General features: G+C 71.0%; 15 protein-coding genes and 1 pseudogene. 3 read left to right on the top strand and 13 right to left on the bottom strand.

Features of this window, described 5'->3' with window-relative positions; all coding sequences use genetic code 11:
• Window positions 1-689 precede the first annotated feature (689 nt).
• The 8 genes and pseudogenes from D0D37_RS32505 to D0D37_RS32465 form a co-directional block, all read right to left on the bottom strand.
• A complete protein-coding gene (locus tag D0D37_RS32505) occupies window positions 690-1,229 on the bottom strand; it encodes a flavodoxin family protein (protein ID WP_244223752.1) in 540 nt (179 codons plus the stop codon).
• Window positions 1,153-2,589, bottom strand: a complete 1,437-nt coding sequence (locus D0D37_RS32500) for a UDP-glucose dehydrogenase family protein (RefSeq protein ID WP_116204427.1) — start codon at window positions 2,587-2,589, stop codon at window positions 1,153-1,155. Before D0D37_RS32500 ends, D0D37_RS32505 begins: the two co-directional genes overlap by 77 nt.
• Complete coding sequence (locus D0D37_RS32495; RefSeq protein WP_116204426.1) at window positions 2,582-3,520, bottom strand: glycosyltransferase family 9 protein; 939 nt, start codon at window positions 3,518-3,520, stop codon at window positions 2,582-2,584. Before D0D37_RS32495 ends, D0D37_RS32500 begins: the two co-directional genes overlap by 8 nt.
• Window positions 3,521-3,620: 100 nt before the next feature.
• Window positions 3,621-4,307, bottom strand: coding sequence for an SDR family oxidoreductase (locus tag D0D37_RS32490; RefSeq protein WP_116204425.1), 687 nt, complete (start codon window positions 4,305-4,307; stop codon window positions 3,621-3,623).
• Window positions 4,308-4,329: 22 nt separating this feature from the next.
• Complete coding sequence (rfaE2, locus tag D0D37_RS32485; protein ID WP_116204424.1) at window positions 4,330-5,709, bottom strand: D-glycero-beta-D-manno-heptose 1-phosphate adenylyltransferase; 1,380 nt, start codon at window positions 5,707-5,709, stop codon at window positions 4,330-4,332.
• Window positions 5,706-6,266 carry a D-sedoheptulose-7-phosphate isomerase gene (locus D0D37_RS32480; RefSeq protein ID WP_116204423.1) on the bottom strand — a complete coding sequence of 187 codons (561 nt, stop codon included), beginning with the start codon at window positions 6,264-6,266 and terminating at the stop codon, window positions 5,706-5,708. Before D0D37_RS32480 ends, rfaE2 begins: the two co-directional genes overlap by 4 nt.
• Window positions 6,267-6,285: 19 nt before the next feature.
• On the bottom strand, window positions 6,286-7,920 hold the full coding sequence (locus D0D37_RS32475; protein WP_116204422.1) for a carbamoyltransferase family protein: 1,635 nt from the start codon (window positions 7,918-7,920) through the stop codon (window positions 6,286-6,288).
• Window positions 7,921-8,419: 499 nt separating this feature from the next.
• Window positions 8,420-9,363, bottom strand: a pseudogene (locus D0D37_RS32465) (NAD-dependent epimerase/dehydratase family protein).
• Window positions 9,364-9,425: 62 nt separating this feature from the next.
• Between D0D37_RS32465 and D0D37_RS32460 the strand changes: the two are divergent.
• From D0D37_RS32460 to D0D37_RS32450, 3 genes are read left to right on the top strand one after another with little or no spacing between them, the layout of a single operon-like run.
• Window positions 9,426-10,295, top strand: coding sequence for a polysaccharide pyruvyl transferase family protein (locus tag D0D37_RS32460; RefSeq protein ID WP_116204421.1), 870 nt, complete (start codon window positions 9,426-9,428; stop codon window positions 10,293-10,295).
• Complete coding sequence (locus tag D0D37_RS32455) at window positions 10,292-11,146, top strand: glycosyltransferase family 2 protein (protein WP_116204420.1); 855 nt, start codon at window positions 10,292-10,294, stop codon at window positions 11,144-11,146. Before D0D37_RS32460 ends, D0D37_RS32455 begins: the two co-directional genes overlap by 4 nt.
• Window positions 11,147-11,148: 2 nt before the next feature.
• Window positions 11,149-12,039 (top strand): glycosyltransferase family 2 protein, encoded by an 891-nt coding sequence (locus D0D37_RS32450; RefSeq protein WP_116204419.1) that lies wholly within the window; start codon window positions 11,149-11,151, stop codon window positions 12,037-12,039.
• Between the two features lie 70 nt (window positions 12,040-12,109).
• Here D0D37_RS32450 and D0D37_RS32445 read toward each other — a convergent pair whose 3' ends face one another.
• The 5 genes from D0D37_RS32445 to D0D37_RS32430 form a co-directional block, all read right to left on the bottom strand.
• Entirely contained in the window at window positions 12,110-13,321 is a 1,212-nt protein-coding gene (locus D0D37_RS32445; RefSeq protein WP_116204418.1) for a glycosyltransferase, read from the bottom strand.
• Window positions 13,321-14,253: a glycosyltransferase gene (locus D0D37_RS32440; protein ID WP_116204417.1), complete on the bottom strand. Its 933-nt coding sequence runs from the start codon at window positions 14,251-14,253 to the stop codon at window positions 13,321-13,323. Before D0D37_RS32440 ends, D0D37_RS32445 begins: the two co-directional genes overlap by 1 nt.
• A gap of 198 nt (window positions 14,254-14,451) precedes the next feature.
• Window positions 14,452-14,628 (bottom strand): hypothetical protein, encoded by a 177-nt coding sequence (locus D0D37_RS46910; protein ID WP_162834574.1) that lies wholly within the window; start codon window positions 14,626-14,628, stop codon window positions 14,452-14,454.
• A complete protein-coding gene (locus D0D37_RS32435; protein ID WP_116204416.1) occupies window positions 14,625-15,827 on the bottom strand; it encodes a zinc-dependent alcohol dehydrogenase in 1,203 nt (400 codons plus the stop codon). Before D0D37_RS32435 ends, D0D37_RS46910 begins: the two co-directional genes overlap by 4 nt.
• Before the next feature lie 16 nt (window positions 15,828-15,843).
• On the bottom strand, window positions 15,844-16,296 hold the full coding sequence (locus D0D37_RS32430) for a hypothetical protein (RefSeq protein ID WP_116204415.1): 453 nt from the start codon (window positions 16,294-16,296) through the stop codon (window positions 15,844-15,846).
• Between the last annotated feature and the right edge of the window lie 54 nt (window positions 16,297-16,350).

Raw genomic sequence — 16,350 nt, 5'->3', positions numbered from 1 at the left:
GTCCGAATTGGACTGGCAGCCGGAGTGGTCCGCTGAGGAGACGGTGCGGGAGTTTCTGCATGGCCTCCGGCAGGGGGCGGGCGGGGGCACGCCGCCGCTGGCGCCGGACGGGCATCGCGGGCACGAGATCGCGACTGGGGTGGGGCAGCGACCGTGAGCTTCGGCCGGGCTGCTGCCCGCAGAGGAGCCCGGCGTTCCCCCTGACGGAGCGGATGTTCTGCTTGCCCGGCTGGACGACGCGAAGTCGACCGGCTAGCAGCCCAGCCGTCTCCGTCTCGCATTCGGGGATTCTGCTTAGCAACCTAGCCACGACCACACGGCGCCGCGCCTCGCGAAGCCGGATATTGCTGTTTCCCCAGCATCTCCCCGAGGTGCACCGCATTCCGGGCCAGCGTTGCTTTATCGGGCCGCGGCCGTGACCTCGGCCGGGCCGCAGCCCAGCCGTCTCCGTCGCGCGTTCGCGGATACTGCCTAGCAACCCTAGCCACAGCCACAGCCGCACGAAACCACGACCCGCGAAGCCCGATATTGCTGCTCCCCCAACACCTCCCCGAGGTGCACCGCATTCCGGGCCAGCGTCGCACTATCGGGCAGCGGCCGTGAGCCCCGGCCGAGCCGCAGCCCAGCCGTCTCCGTCGCGCCTTCGCGACCTCCGCCCAGCAACCTAGCCACAGCCACGAAACCACGCGTCACGAAGCCGGATACTGCTGCTTCCCCAACACCTCCGCCAGATGCACCGCATTCCGCACCAGCGTCGCATTAGTCGACGCGACCGCTTCCGGCGTCTCGTCCAGATCCTGGTAGTCCCCGCCCTTCATCGCTTCCCCGTTCCAGTACGTCCCGCCCTGGGCCGGGATCGTGAAGCCGATGTCGTTCAGCGACTGGAAGAGATCCGCGGTGATCTTGTGCGCCCCGTCCTCGTTGCCGACCACCGCGACGACTCCGACCTTGCCGAACATCCCCGGGCGGCCCTCGTCGTCGGTCTCGGACTGTTCGGCGTTCAGCCGTTCCACGACCCGCTGCGCGATGCTCGACATGTGCCCGACCCAGGTCGGCGTCGAGATCAGCACGATGTCCGCGGCCGCGACCTTGCGCCGGATCTCCGGCCATTCGTCGCCGTCGCCCATGTCGGCCTCGACGCCGGGGCGCACGTCACGGTCGGCCACCCGGACCAGTTCGCCGGTCGCCCCCCGTTCCGCGAACAGGTCGAGCAGCTGCCGGGCGATCAGGTCGCTGCTGGAGCGGTCCGGCGAGCGCTTGAGGGTGCAGCCTAGGGCGAGAACACGCATCGGGAACCTCCGCGGGGGTGCCGACGCCGATCCGGGCGAACCCGGCCTCGGCGAGAACGTCCGGATCGAGCAGATTGCGGGTGTCGACCACGACCGGCCGGTCGTCCGCTTCGGCGAGCCGGGGCCAGTCGAGGTCCCGGAATTCCGGCCATTCGGTGAGAACGGCCAGCACGGCCGCGTCTTTCGCGACCAGATAGGGATCGTCCACGACCGTCGCACCGTCCATTTCGGACTGGACGGCCGGGTCGTACGCGGTGACCTCGGCGCCTCGCCGGACCAGCTCGGTCGCGACCGCGACCGCCGGGGAATCGCGCACATCGCCGGTGCCTGCCTTGAACGCCAGCCCCAGCACGCCGATCCGGACGCCGTCCAGCGGACCGTCCGGCCGCCCGGTCGCCGCCGTCCGGATCGCGCGGACCATTCGCGTGCGCTGCCGGGTGTTCACCCGCACCGCGTCGCGAAGCAGTCCGAACTCGACGCCCGCCGAATCCGCCGTCCGCAGCAGCGCGCTGGCGTCCTTCGGCAGGCAGGATCCGCCCCAGCCTGGTCCCGGGGCCAGGAACTGCGGGCCGATCCGGGGGTCGAGGCCCATCACCGCGGACACATCTCGGACGTCCGCGCCGCACTGTTCGCACAGCTCTGCCAACGTGTTCGCGTACGACGCCTTCACCGCGAGGAACCCGTTGCTGGCGTATTTGGCCAACTCGGCGCTCGCGCTGCTCGTGCGCACCACCCGGGATTCGGTCGGCGCGTAGAGCTGCGCGACCCGGTCCGCGGCAGGCGAATCCGGCGGATCCGCGCCGACGACGACGCGGTCCGGGAACCGGAAGTCGTGCACGACATGGCCTTCGCGCAGGAACTCCGGGTTGCTGACCACCGGAAGGTCCGCGCGGCCGAGATACTCCGGGAGCAGCGGCGCGGTCCCGACCGGCACGGTCGATTTCGTCACCACGATCGTGCCCGGCGCGAGCACCCGGCCGAGGTCGGCGAGAGCACTGCGAAGCGCGCGGAGATCCGGGGTGCCGTCCTCGCCCGGCGGCGTCGGCAGGCACAGGAACACCATCGTCGACGACGCGACCGCAGCGACATCTCCGGAGAAGGTCAGGTTTCCTTCCCGGAGCCCTTCGGCCACCAGCTCGGCCAGGCCCGGCTCGGCAAGGTCGACTTCCCCGGCCCGCAACCGGGAAACCTTGGCCTCGTCGATGTCTACAGTGGACACTTGGTGGCCCATCGCGGCGAAGCAGGCGGCGGTGGTCAACCCGACGTAGCCCGCTCCGAGTACGCCGATCCGTTCAGCCATGCGACACCCCCTGCCGCAGCACCGACTGGGTGGCCGCCAGGACGCGATCCTTGCTCAGCAACAGCAATCCGGCGTCCGGCTCCGTGCCGTGCGGGTCGCCGACGTCGCCTACCCACAGCACGACATGCTGCGGGACGTCCGGCGGCGGTCCCCAGCAGCGGGGTGGCGTCGGACCGAAGAGCAGGACGGACGGCGTACCGAAGGCTGTCGCGAGATGTCCGACGCCGGTGTCCCCGCACACCACCAGCGCCGCTTCGGCCACGAGCGCGGCCAGTTCGGCCAATCCGGTCTGTCCGGCGAGCACCGCCTCCGCACCCAGCCCCGCTCGCGCCGCGACCTCCTCCGCCAACGCACGCTCGGCCGCCGCGCCGGTGAGCACCACGCGATGTCCGGCCGCGGCCAGTTCGCGCGCTACCTCCGCGAACCTCTCCGGCGGCCAGCGCCGGGCGGGAAACGCCGCACCCGGGTGCACGACGACGGCCCCCGGCGCGGGACTCGGCCCCGGCGGCGGGGAAATCCGCAGGTCACTCCGGTCGGCCGGGCACTGGCCGTATTCGACCAGCCGGCACCAGCGATCGACCTCGTGGATGCCCGGCGTCCAGTCCAGGCCCGGGATCTCCGGGACCGCCGGATTGCGGTGCGTGAGCAGCGTGCCCGGCAGAACGGACATCAGGTCGCGGATGCTCTCCGGCCCGTTGCCGTGCAGATTCACCGCCAGCCGCGGCGGCGGTCCGGGCCAGTTCAGCGTGCCGAGCCCGGGAGTGGGAAGCAGTTCGTCGATCGCGTCGACCAGCTCGACCAGGTCGCGAAGCCATTCCGGCGCGGCCAGGACGAGCCGTTCTTCCGGGTATGCCTGGCGGAGACCGCGCAGTGCCGGGACCGCGGTGAGCAGGTCGCCGATTCCTAGAGCGCGCAGAGCTAGGACGCTCATGGCCGAGCCCCTTTCGCGGACGCTGTGCGTTCTCGCCGCTCAACGTCGCGGCGCGGCGCACGTTCGCCTCCGGCGGCTTGGGGCGGCTGGCCAAGCAGGCTCATGGCCACGACCCCTCCTCCGAAGCGCACACCACGAGTTCCCGCACCTCCGCGTCCGGCGGCTGGCCGAGCGCGAACGCCACTGTCCCGGCGACATGCTCCGGCCGGTTCAGCTTCGCGTCCGCGGGCGGGCGGTACTGCTCCGTCCGGTCGTCGAAGAAGCGGGTCCACATCCCGCCGGGTACCAGCAGCGTCACGCCGACCCGGCCGGCAAGCTCCGCCGCGAGCGCTCGCGTGAACCCGACCACGCCGAATTTCGAGGCACAGTAAGCGGTCGCGTCGCTGACGGCCTTGATGCCGAGCGTCGAGGACACGGTGACGATCCGGCCGTGCGACTGCTCGAGATACGGCAGCGCGGCCCGCACCACCGCGACCGTGCCCAGGAGGTTCACGTGCACGACCCGCTCCCAGTCCTTGGCCGGGACCTCGCCGAGCGGACCGCACGCGTCGATCCCCGCGGCGGTCACCACTCCGTCGAGCCCGCCGGCTCTTCCGGCCACCTCGCGCACGGCTTCCTCGGCCGCGGCGGAGTCAGCGAGGTCGACCTGCACGAATTCCACGCCGTCGGCGGGCCGGGCGCGGTCGAGCACCCACGGGGTGCCGCCTTCCGCACGGACCGCCTCGACCGTCGCGGCGCCGAGGCCGGACGCGCCGCCGGTGATCAGAACGTTGCCAAGAGAACGCATCAGACTCCCTCGAGACCAGGTTTCATTGGCCGGCCGCGGCGGCGACCAGCCTTGTCGTCGAATAGCCGGGCAGGGTCGGCACCAGCACGATCTCGCCGCCGTACCGCTCGACCACCGCCCGTTCGGGCAGCTCCGCCTCCGCGTAGTCGCCGCCCTTCACCCAGACGTCCGGGCGCAGCCGCTCCAGGATCGCGACCGGGGACGATTCCTCGAAGACCACCACAGCGTCCACAACGGACAGTGCGGTCAGCAGCCGAGCCCGGTCCCGCGCGGACAACAGCGGTCGCCCCGGGCCTTTCAACCGGCGTACGGAACTGTCCGAGTTCACGCACACCACGAGTGCGTCGCCGAAGGCTCGCGCCTGCCGCAACAGGCTGACGTGCCCGGGGTGCAGGAGATCGAAACAGCCGCCGGTCGCGACGAGCCGTCCGCCAGCCGCCCGGACTCGTTCCGCTACCGCGAACGCGTTTCCCGCGGCGAAATCCGGCTTCTGCGAGTCCTCAATGGACTCGGTTGCCCGATCTTCCTCAATGGACAGTGCACTGGCTCCGCCCGCAGCGACAAACCGAGCCGCCGCTTCGACCGCAGCGCGCACTGCGTCGGCGACCGGCATGCCGTCCAGCAACCCGGCCGCCGCAGCCGCGGCGAACCGGTCCCCCGCACCACAGGTATCCGTCGCACTACCACTGACCTGCGCACCGTCCGGCACCGAGATCCGCCGCACCGACTCACCGTCGTCCACCAACGCACCCCGCGAACCGACCGTCACCGCGACCGCGCCGGCGTTCCAGCGTTCCCGCAGCAGACCCGGCATCTCGAGTGCGTCCGGCACGACCGCAGTGGCCTCGCTGGCATTCGGCGTGACCAGCCGCGTTCCCGGCACCGGCTCGGCACCGCGCGGATGCGGATCCCACACCACCGGAATCCGGGACGCCAATTCGGTCAGCACCTCGCGCAGCCGCGGGTTTCGCGTGATGCCCCGGCCGTAGTCAGCCACCAGGATCGCCCCGGCGCCGCGCAAGGCACGCTCGGCTCGGTCCGGCAGAGTATCGGCGGAAGCAATGCCTTCGCCGGAATCCAAGCGCACCAACGATTGCCCGGCCGCGCGGATCCGGGTTTTCGACACCGTGCCGCCCTCCAGCGGAACCGGAACCAGCGTCACTTCCGGTTCGAGCAACCCGGCGAGTGTGCGGGCGGAACGGTCGCCGCCGAGTGCGGTCACGAGGACCACCTCAGCCGTCGACCGAGCCGCCAGCAACGCCGCGAGGCCAGCTCCGCCCGCACGCAGCCATCGGCTGGTCACGTCGACGACCGGGACGGGCGCGTCCGGGCAGAGCCGTTCCGCGACGCCCTCCGCGTCCACGTCGAGGAACACGTCGCCGACCACCACCAGCGGCTTCACGCGGGCACCCCGAGCGCGTCGTCCAAGGCTTCGCACAACGCGTGCACCAGCGCCAGATGCAGCTCCTGCACGGTGGCCGTGCTCGGGGCGTCGACCGCCACCGCGTCGTCGCACAGCGCGGCGAGCGGGTTCGGCGCCGGTCCGGTGAACGCCCAGGTGGTCACGCCCAGCTCGTGGGCCGCCTTCGCCGCCGCGACGACGTTTTGGCTGGTACCGCTGGTGGACAGGCAGACGAGCACGTCACCGGCCCGCCCGTGTGCGCGGACCTGGCGGGCGAACAGTTCGGCCTCGTCGTAGTCGTTGCCGATCGCGGTCAGCGCCGAGGTGTCGGCGTGCAGCGCGATCGCCGACAGGGGACGGCGATCGCGTCGAAACCGGCCCACCAGCTCGCCGGTCAGGTGCTGCGCTTCGGCGGCGCTTCCCCCGTTGCCGCAGGCGAGCAACCGCCCGCCGTTCTCGAAAACACTGGCCAGATGCGTGCCCCACGCGGCGATGCGCGGGGTGGCGAAACGCAAACGTTGCGCGGCCGAACACAAGTCGGCGAAATGGTCTGCCATGACGGCACCTCCTCGAAAGTCAGCGGTTCCGGTGCCGCCGGACCACGAACGGTCCCAACGCCAGAACATCCACCGGAGCCGAACCGAAACACTCCAACGCGTCGCGCGGAGAATCGACCATCGGCCGCCCCGCGGTGTTCAAACTCGTATTGACGACTACCGGAAGTCCGGTCCGTTGCGCGAATTCCGACAGCACGCGCCCGGTCCGCGGATCGACGGCGGGGTCGACAGTTTGCACCCGGGCAGTACCGTCCACATGGGTCACCGCAGGCAGCCGCTCGCGCCACGCCTCGGCGACGTCGTGGACGAAAAGCATGTAGGGACTGGGCAACGGGCCCCGCGAGAAGATCTCGGCAGCTCGGTCTTCGAGCACCATCGGGGCGACCGGACGGAATTGCTCGCGGCCCTTCACGTCGTTGAGCCGCTCCAGATTCCCGGCGCGGCCAGGGTGCGCAAGCAGGGACCGATGCCCGAGCGCACGCGGACCGAATTCGGCGCGGCCTTGGAACCAAGCCACGATCTGATCGTCCGCCAATGCTTCCGCCACCGCGTCCGAGACGTCTGCCGGGCGTTCGTAATCCAGCTTCGCCTTCTGCAGAATGGATTCCAGCTCGTCGTCTGTCCACTCGCGACCAAGCGCGGCCTCGGACATCGGCTCGATCCGTTCGCCCGCATCGGCCGCGAGTTGGAGTGCCGCACCGAGCGCGGTCCCGGCGTCTCCGGCGGCAGGCTGAATCCAGACTGATTCGAACGGGCTCTCCGCGTGCAGCCGGGTATTGGCCACGCAGTTGAGCGCGATTCCACCGGCCAGTGTCAAAGTCTGTTGCCCGGTCCGGTCGTACAGCCAGCGAGCAAGATCCAGGAGTACTTCCTCCAGCACCCGTTGGACACTGGAGGCAAGATCAGCGTGCCGACGCGTCAGTTCCTCGCCGGGAGAACAGCGCGGTGCGAGCGCGCACCAGTCGATTGCTCGAGTGCGGAACCCGCCGTCCTCGGTCGCGTGGACGCGTTCGCGGAGGTAGTCGAGATGCACCGGTTCGCCATAGGACGCCAGCGCCATGACCTTGTATTCGTCGCTCGACCGCGCGAATCCCAAGTGCTCGGTGAGGTCCTCGTAGAACAGACCGAGCGAATGCGGAAGCTTTTGCGCGGCAAGCTCTTTGAACCGTCCGTCGCGATACTCGCCAGCCAAATACGACGTGCTTTCGCCGCGACCATCCGCGACTAATACCGCGGAGTCGCCAGCCAGTCCGGCCAGCGCGGCCGAAGCGGCGTGCGCGACGTGGTGCCGGACGAACCAGACCTTCTCCTGGTCCAATCCAGGCAATTCGCTCGCCAGGAATTTCGGGGCACGGCGGGCGAATTCGGTCCGCAGCTCTTCGCCGCTGGGGTCGTGTCCGGCCAGCCCGGGTTCGACCAGAGCCGGATCGTAGGAAAACCCGACAGCGTCAAGGTCCGCCGCGGTGAGCCCGGCCTGCTCCAAGCACCAGCGGGCTGCCTGGCCCGGCTGTTCCCACGCCGAGAACGGCACCGCCTGCTTGCCGTGCTTGCGCCGGCTGAACCGCTCTTCCTCGGCCGCCGCGACGATCCGGCCGTCAACGACGAGCGCGGCGGCGGGGTCGTGGAACACCGCGTTGATTCCCAGGAAGCGCACCCGCTCACCCCTTCTCCGGCGGGGCGGACCCCAGCGGCCCGCCGTCCCGGAAGCACTACCCGGCGAAGTCGGGGATAAACGAATCCGCCGGAAAACCCCAGGACGTCGCTACTCACCGAAGCGACGCCCTGTTCAGGCGGCCGCGACCCGCCGCGCGGTGAAGCACTCCGCCGTGCTCCGCAATCCTTCTCCTGCGGCGACTCGCGGAGCCCGGCCGAGTGCCTCGCGCGCGAGCGAAATGTCCGGACACCGCCCAACGCGGATCATCGACCGCCGCACCGAAAGCTCATGTGGGCTACCAAGATCCACCACTACTCACCGAAGCCACGCCCCGCTCACCGCGACCCGCGGTGCCAACGCGGATCATCGACCGCCGCACCAACACGCACGAACCGCGAAACCGACCCGACCACCCCAACCACCCGCACCGCGATCTCCCGCACCGAAAACTCGTGTGGACTACCGCGATCCACCGCAACTCACCAAAGCGACATCCCGCTCACGCAGCCGCAACCCGCCGCCCGGCGAACCACTCCACCGTCCGCCGCAACCCTTCCCCCGCCTCCACTCGCGGCGCCCAACCGAGCGCCTCGCGCGCGACCGAGATATCCGGACACCTCCGGCGCGGATCATCAACAGCCGCATCGACGTGCACGATCCGCGAAGCCGACCCGGTGACCGCGAGCACCCGCTCCGCGATCTCCCGCACCGAAAGTTCGTGCGGGTTACCGAGATTCACCGGTCCGGAGTGGTCCGAGCGCGCCAGCGCGAGCAGCCCGTCGACGGTGTCGTCCACAAACACAACGAGCGCGTCTGCCGTCCGCTGCCTTCGACGGTCAACGGTTCGCCCGCGAGCGCCTTGGTGATGAAGGACGGCACCATCCGGCCGTCGTCCGCTCGCATGCCGGGGCCGTAGGTGTTGAAGATGCGCGCGATCCCGGTGTTCGCGCCCGCGCTGCGCCGCATCGCGCTGGTCAACGCCTCGGCGTAGCGCTTGGCCTCGTCGTACACGCTGCGCGGGCCGATCGGATTCACGTTGCCCCAGTAGGTTTCGCGTTGCGGATGCTCCAGCGGGTCGCCGTACACCTCGCTGGTGGACGCGAGGACGAAGCGCGCCCGACCCGCCGCGGCGAGGGCGTTCTCGGTGCCCGCCGAACCCACGCGCAGCGTCTCGAGCGGCAGCCGCAGGTAGTCCCGTGGAGACGCGGGAGAAGCCAGATGGAAGACCACGTCGACCGCTCCGGGGGCCGGGATCGGCTTCGTCACGTCGTGCTCCAGCAGCTGAAACCGCGGATGCCCCGCGATGGCGTCCAGGGCACCCAGCCGGGCCGTCGCGAGATTGTCCACTGCGGTCACTCTCGTGCCTTCTTCGAGCAGTTTCGCGCAGAGCCGCGCGCCTACGAATCCGGCTCCGCCGGTGACTATCGCGTGGGAGAAAGCCATGCCGCGGCGGATACCCGCGCAACGCCGCGTTAACCGCGCCGACTCACGGGTAACCGCCGGGCATGCGAGTACTCCTGACCGGCTGGGCGAGCTTCCGGCACGGCGAGGCCACCGCGGGCGACGTGCTGAGCTTACGCGCGGTGAGCGATGTCCTGACCCAAGCCGGGGTCGACCACCTGACCGTGTGGAGCCCGGCGTTCCACCCCGAGGGCCTGCACCTGGACGACGCCGCGCCGGACGACTTCAGCCACGTCGTCTTCGCTTGCGGCCCGTTACGCGGCACGCAACTCCAGGATCTGCACCGCCGGTACGCGCAGTGCCGCCGGCTGGCGATCGGCGTGTCCGTGCCCGATCCGACAGACCCCGCGGTCACCGGGTTCGACGTGGTCTTCGCCCGCGACGACGGCGACGCCTGCGCCACCGACCTGTCCCTGGCCGCGCGCCTCGGCACCCCTCCGGTGGTCGGCGTGGTGTTCGCGCCGGACCAGCCCGAGTACGGCGAGGACCGGAGGCACGACACGGTGCACGCGACCCTCGCCGACTGGCTGGGCGACCTCGACTGCGGCCGGGTCCCGCTCGACACCCGCCTCGCCACCGACGACTGGCGGCATTGCGCGACGCCGGACCAATTCGTGAGCACGCTGTCCCGCCTGGGCGTTCTGGTCAGCACCCGGCTGCACGGGCTCGCGCTCGGGCTGAAAGCCGGTGTCCCGGTACTGGCTGTCGACCCCGTCGCGCACGGCGGGAAGGTCACCGCTCAAGCGAGCGCTTTGCGCTGGCCAGCCGTCCTGCCCGCGAACGCTACCCGAGCTGACCTCGACTCGTGGTTCGACTGGTGCTGCTCCGCCGAAGCCCGCGCCCGCGCTGCCGCGGAACACCCGTTTCCCGGACCGCTGGCCGAACTCGTCGGTGCGCTCAAGGAAACGCTGTGACGCGGACTACCGTCGTCGTGGCCACCCGCAACCGGGCTGACGAACTGGCGCGCACTCTTCACCAGTTGTCCACAATAGACTCCAAGCCGCCGGTGATCGTCCTGGACAACGGATCCACGGACGACACCTTTGAGATCGCCGCTTCCTTCGAGCAGGTCCGGGTCATCCGAAGCCCGCAGAATCACGGAGCCGCCGCGCGCAATCAGGGCGTCATCGCGGCCCAGACTCCGTACGTGGCTTTCAGCGATGATGATTCCTGGTGGGCTCCCGATGCGCTCCGCCGCGCCGAAGAACTCTTCGACGCCCACCCGAGCCTCGGCCTCTTAACCGGACGAACTCTGGTCGGCCCGGAAGAACGCGAAGACCCCATCACGCCGGCCCTCGCGAACAGTCCACTAGGGACTCCGCCAGACGCGCCCGGTCCGCTCGTGCTCGGTTTCCTGGCCTGCTCCGCGATCGTGCGACGGTCGGCTTTCCTTGAGGTCGGCGGGTTCAGTCCGATGCTGCACTTCGGCGCCGAGGAACAGCTGCTGTCCTACGACCTCGCTGCTTCCGGTTGGCAGCTCTGTTACGCGGAAGATGTTGTCGCGCATCATCATCCGTCGCGGTCACGGCCGTCACCGGGCTGGCGGCAGCGAGCCGAGGCCCGTAACCAGCTGCTCATCGGCTGGCAACGACGACCAGCTGACGTCTGCGCGGCCCAACTGCGGCGTCTGCTTGCCCGCGCCCGCCGGGAACCGAGTCTGCTCGCCGCGCTGGCCGCCGCCGCGGTCCGGTTGCCGCAGGCAGTGGCTCGCCGCCGGGTGCTGCCTGCCGCGATCGAACGACAAGCCCGGTTGACGGAAGGATGAGCATGGACCGGACGTCCGTTGTGGTGATCACGCACAACCGCCGCGCACAACTGCAGGAGACTCTCGCCCGCATGGTCGCGCTGCCGGAACGCCCGCCGATCCTGGTGGTGGACAACGCTTCCACGGACGGCACCGCCGACCTCGTCGCCCGCGACTTCCCGGAAGTGCGGCTGATCAAGCTGGACCAGAACCTCGGCGCGGTCGGCCGCAACCTCGCGGTACGCGAGGTGACGACGCGGTACGTGGCGTTCTGCGACGACGACACCACCTGGCAACCAGGCTCCCTCATCCGCGCCGCCGACGTCCTGGACGCGCACCCCGGTCTCGGTTCGGTGACCGGCCGCTGCCTCGTCGAACCGGACCTGCGCGAGGACCCGATCACGCCGGAACTGCGGTTCTCGCCGGTGCCCGGCCCGGAATGGCTGCCCGGGCCGGCGCTGCTCGGGGTGATGGCCGGGCTGACGATGTTCCGGGTGCGGGCGTTCCGGGACGTCGGCGGCTTCTCGCCGCGGATGTGGCTCGGCGGGGAGGAGGAACTGCTCGCGCTGGACCTCGCCGCGCTCGGCTGGCGGATGTGCTGGCGGGAGGACGTCGTGATCCACCACGCGCCCTCGAAGCTGCGCGACCCGCGCCGGCGGCGGGGGCTGGGGATCCGGAACACCTTGTGGACGTTGATGTTGCGCCGCCCGTGGCGTTCGGTATTCCGCCGGGGAGCCGCAGTGCTGGCGAGCGCGCCGCGAGACCGGACGACAGTTGCCGCGGTGGCGGAGTGCCTGCGCGGTTTGCCGTGGGTGCTGCGGGAGCGGGCGGTGGTTCCGGCTGAAGTGGAGCACGGATTGCGGTTGCTGGAGGCCCCCCAGCGCAGGTCGGCCGCGCGTCGTTACATCGGGTAGCGGTCCGTGAGGGGAACCCTGCGGGAATCAGAGTCCCTCAGGGTTCCCCTCACGGACACCCGGCTGCCAGTCAGCGCACAGCGGCCAGCCCGGCCGCCCCGACCGGCGTCGCCTTCTCATACGCCCGCACAGTCTCCGCCGCGATCCGGTCCCACGAGTACCTCGCCCGGACCCGCTCCTGTCCCGCCGTCCCCAATGCCTCCAGCTCGGCGGGCTCGTCCAGCAACGCCCGCAATCGGACCGCGAGCCGGACCGGATCCCTTGGCGGCACCAAGCGCCCGGTGATCCCGTCCACCACCGTGTCCGTCAAACCCCCGACCGCGGCAGCCACCACCGGCACGCCGCAAGCCATCGCCTCCAGGGGCACAATGCCGAACGGCTCGTACCAAGGCGTGCACAGCACCGCATCCGCCGAACGCAACAACGCTGGCATCTCAGCCCGGCTGACCTGACCTGCCAGCTGCACCCGATCAGCCACCCCGAGCCGCTCCGCCAGCCGCCGCAACCGCTGCGCTTCCGGATCCTTTGACAGCGCCCCGGAAGCCGGTCCGCCCGCGATCACCAGCTCAGTGTCCGGCACCCGCGGCAAGGCAGCGATAGCCAGGTCGAACCCCTTGCGCGGCACCAACCTCCCGACCGACACCAGCCGCTTGGGCGCGGTCCGCGGAGCAACCGGGCCCCCGGAGCCGAACCGGTCCAGGTCGACTCCGCACGGCACCACCGAGATCCGCTGCCGGGGCACCCCCTGGCGAGCCAGTTCGAACACCTCGTCCGAGCAGGTGGCGACAATCCGGTCGACCTGCTTGCCGACCATCCGCTCCAGCCGCATCCGGTCCGGCGGGCTCGTGTCCGCGTCCCCCTGATGCCGCCGCTTCACCACGCCCAGCGCGTGAAAGGTCTGCACCGTCGGCACCCCGGCCTCGCGCGCGGCGAGGACGGTCGCCACGCCGGACATCCAGAAGTGCGCGTGCGCCACATCCGGCGGTTCCTCGGTCCACCGGTCCCGCAGCCAGCTCCCGAATTCCCCCATGTGCGGCAACAACTCGTCCTTCGGCAGCCGGCGCGCCGGTCCGGCCGGAACGTGCACGACGCGGTAGCCCGCCGGAGCGTCCACTGTGGAGGGTGCGGCCGGGTCGTCGCGTCGCGTGTAGACAGTCACGTCGTGTCCGCCGCGGGCCAGCGCCGCGGAAAGGCCGGCCACGTGGACGTTCTGCCCGCCCGCGTCCTCCTCCCCCAGTGCGGCGAGCGGGCTGGCGTGTTCGGACACCATCGAGATCCTCATCAGACTCCTTCCGCAACGGGGACGGTTTCAGCGAGCAGGCGGTCCCAGCGCGACAGGAACGCGTCGAGACCGAAGTGCGCCAGCGCGTGTTCGCGGGCCGCTTTCCCAGCCAGTACGGCAAAATCCGGTTCGTGCACCAGCTCGCGGAACCGTCGCGCGAGCACTTCGATGTCGGCGGACACCACCCCGGCGTCCGGCGGCACCGCCGAAGGCGCCTCAGTGGAGGCGACGGCGACAATCGGCATGCCCAGGTGCATCGCCTCCAGCAGCGACAGGCCGAGCGACGTCCAGCGCGCGGTGTGCAGGTACACGCGGTGCCGGGCGAGTTCGTCGTGCAGCCGCGGCGGGCGCACGTCGCCTTGTCCGCCGGGCAGGCCGTCGGTGCCCATGCCGAACACGTTGACCGGCGCGATTTCGCGGAACGCGGGCAGCAGGTCGGCACCGGTCACGCGGGCGCGGCGGCGCGGTTCGTTGATCATCGCCGCGCCGGCGGGAAGCTCGCCGGTGTAGCGCTCGCCCGGGTCCGGGATGCCGTGCGGAATGACCGCGACCGGCGCGATCCCGTTGTCCCACATGAGCGCGTTGTACGAGGTGACGTGCACGATCGGCACCTCGTCCTGCCCGGCCATCGGATGCCGCGACACCGCGGCGCCGTGCCGGGGCGCGTTGTGTTCGACGTACACCATGGGCACCCGCGAGCCGAGCTGCGGCCGGACGAACGCGGCTTCCTCCGGCCGCTGCAGCACGACCACGTCGGGCCGGGCGTCCGCGAGCCGGTCCACCGGGACCTCGGTCACCGCGGGCCAGTCCCGCCCCGCGCGGCCCAGCCCCCAGGGCGCTCCGTCCGGGCTCGCCGGGACGAAGTACTCGTGCCCGCCTCGGACGAACGCGTCGGTCCACGAGCCGTGCACGTGCCAGAGCAAGATCCTCATGGGCCTTGGCTTAACCGCGCGGATTCGACGTTAAACCAGGCCTTGCCGGGGGTATCCCGGTCAGCTCTCGCCCGCGGAAATCGTCACCCGGCCGAAGACGCGCCCGCTTGAACCGGCCCGCCGTCCGTGAGGGGAACCCTGACGGACTCTGAGTCCCTCAGGGCTCCCCTCACGGACCACGGGACGGGCGCCGCCCGGTCAGCTTTCGCCGCGGAAGTTGTCGCCCAGCTGCGGGTGCCCGCGCTTCGACCGGCCTTCCTCGTCCTCCAGCGGGCTCTCCGGTTCCGGCCGCCGGGGCGGGCGTTCCTCGTCGTTGTCGATCTGCGTCCGGCGCTGGTTCGCCGCTTGCTGTTCGGGGTGCCGCTCGTCCGTCATGCCGCCTCCAGCACAGTCTTGAGCCAGCCGTCCTCGCGCCGGTCGAACGACTCGTACGCCTCGATCGCCGCCGTCGGCTCCTCGCGGCGCGTGATGAACGCGGTCGGGTCGACGACGTCCGTGCGCACCAAGTCCAGCAACTCCGGCAGGTAGCGGCGGTGGTTGCAGTTGCCCATGTGGATGGTGAGGTTCTTGTTCATCGCGGTCCCGAACGGGAAGCCCTCGAACCCCGGCGGGTAGACCCCGATCACGCCGATGCTGCCCGCCTTCGCGACCGCGTCCACCGCCCAGCGCGCGGCCTGGCTCGGCGCGTCGCCGGGGACCCACAGGTCGCCGTCCGGCGCCGCGTCCGGCGCGACCGCGGCGCGTTCCTGCTCGAACTTGTCGCTGTCCGCCGGTGCCGCGGGGCCGGTTTTCGGCCGTTCCGCGTCCACGCCGACCGCGTCGATCACGCGGTCCACGCCGATCCCGCCGGTGAGTTCGCGGACGAGCGCGACCGGGTCGTCCTCGTTGAAGTCGATCGTCTCGGCGTTCTGCTCGCGCGCCTTGTCCAGCCGCGACGCGATGCCGTCGACCGCGAACACCCGGCCGGCGCCCTGCCGTTTCGCCGAAGCGATCGCGAACTGGCCGACCGCCCCGGCACCGAGCACCAGCACGCTGTCCCCGCGGCCGACCTCGGCCAGCCGCGCGCCGAACCACGCGGTCGGGAAGATATCGGACAGCAGGATCGCGCGGTCGTCGCTCACCGCGTCCGGGATGCGGACCAGCGACGTCATCGCGAACGGGACCCGCGCGTACTCGGCCTGCAGCCCGTCGACCGGACCGGTCGCTTCCGGCCCGCCGAAGAAGCAGGTCCCCGCGGACGGGCCGTTCGGGTTCGCACGGTCGCACTGCGCGTGGTAACCGGCGCGGCAGTAGGAGCACGTGCCGCACGAGACGGTCGAGGGGATCACCACGCGGTCGCCGGGCGAGAATCCCCGCACCGCGGGCCCGACCTCTTCGACGACGCCCACCGCCTCGTGCCCGAGCACGGTCCCCTCGACCATGCCGGGCATGGTTCCGCGCACCAAGTGCAGGTCGGTGCCGCAGATCGCGCTGCGCGTGATGCGGACGATCGCGTCGCTGGGTTCGAGAATCTTCGGGTCGGGCACCTGGTCGAGCCGGATGTCTCCGGTTCCGTGCCACACCACAGCCTTCATCCGTTGCCTCCTCAGGTCACCAGTCCGGGCGGCGCACCGCGGGGAGCCGGTCGAGCGTCGCCGCCAGCGCCGCCGCGACCCGGGGTTCGGTCAGCGGCGCACCGGCCGGGCCGGGCGGCAGCAGCTCGACCTCGACCCCGGCCTCGCGCACCGAAGCGACGCGCGTGCCGTGCGCGGCGAACCACTCGCGCGACGCACGGCCGTTGCCCTCCGGATCGGGTCCGACGAGCAGCACCGACCGCACCGCGTCCGGGTATCGCTCCGCGAGTCGCAACGCGACCGGAACCCATTGGCCGCCTGCCACCACGTCGGCCAGCGGACGGGGGCCGGCGGCCTGTTCGAGCAGCGCGGGAGCCCGGTCCGGCGGGCAGTGCACGATCCGGTGCTCCGGGGCCGCCTGCCGCCAGCCCGGCGGGACCTCGCCCTGCGCACCTTCGTCCAGGACTACGAGCGTCCGGTGCTCAGTCATCTGGCAGGACCTCCTTCGCGCGCCTCCTCCCGGCGGCGTACCCGAGAGGTCGCG

Source organism: Amycolatopsis circi (assembly GCF_003385235.1).
GTDB classification, from domain to species: Bacteria; Actinomycetota; Actinomycetes; order Mycobacteriales; family Pseudonocardiaceae; genus Amycolatopsis; species Amycolatopsis circi.
The sequence above is the reverse complement of the archived record's forward strand: the minus strand, read 5'-3'. Positions and strand labels throughout refer to the sequence as shown.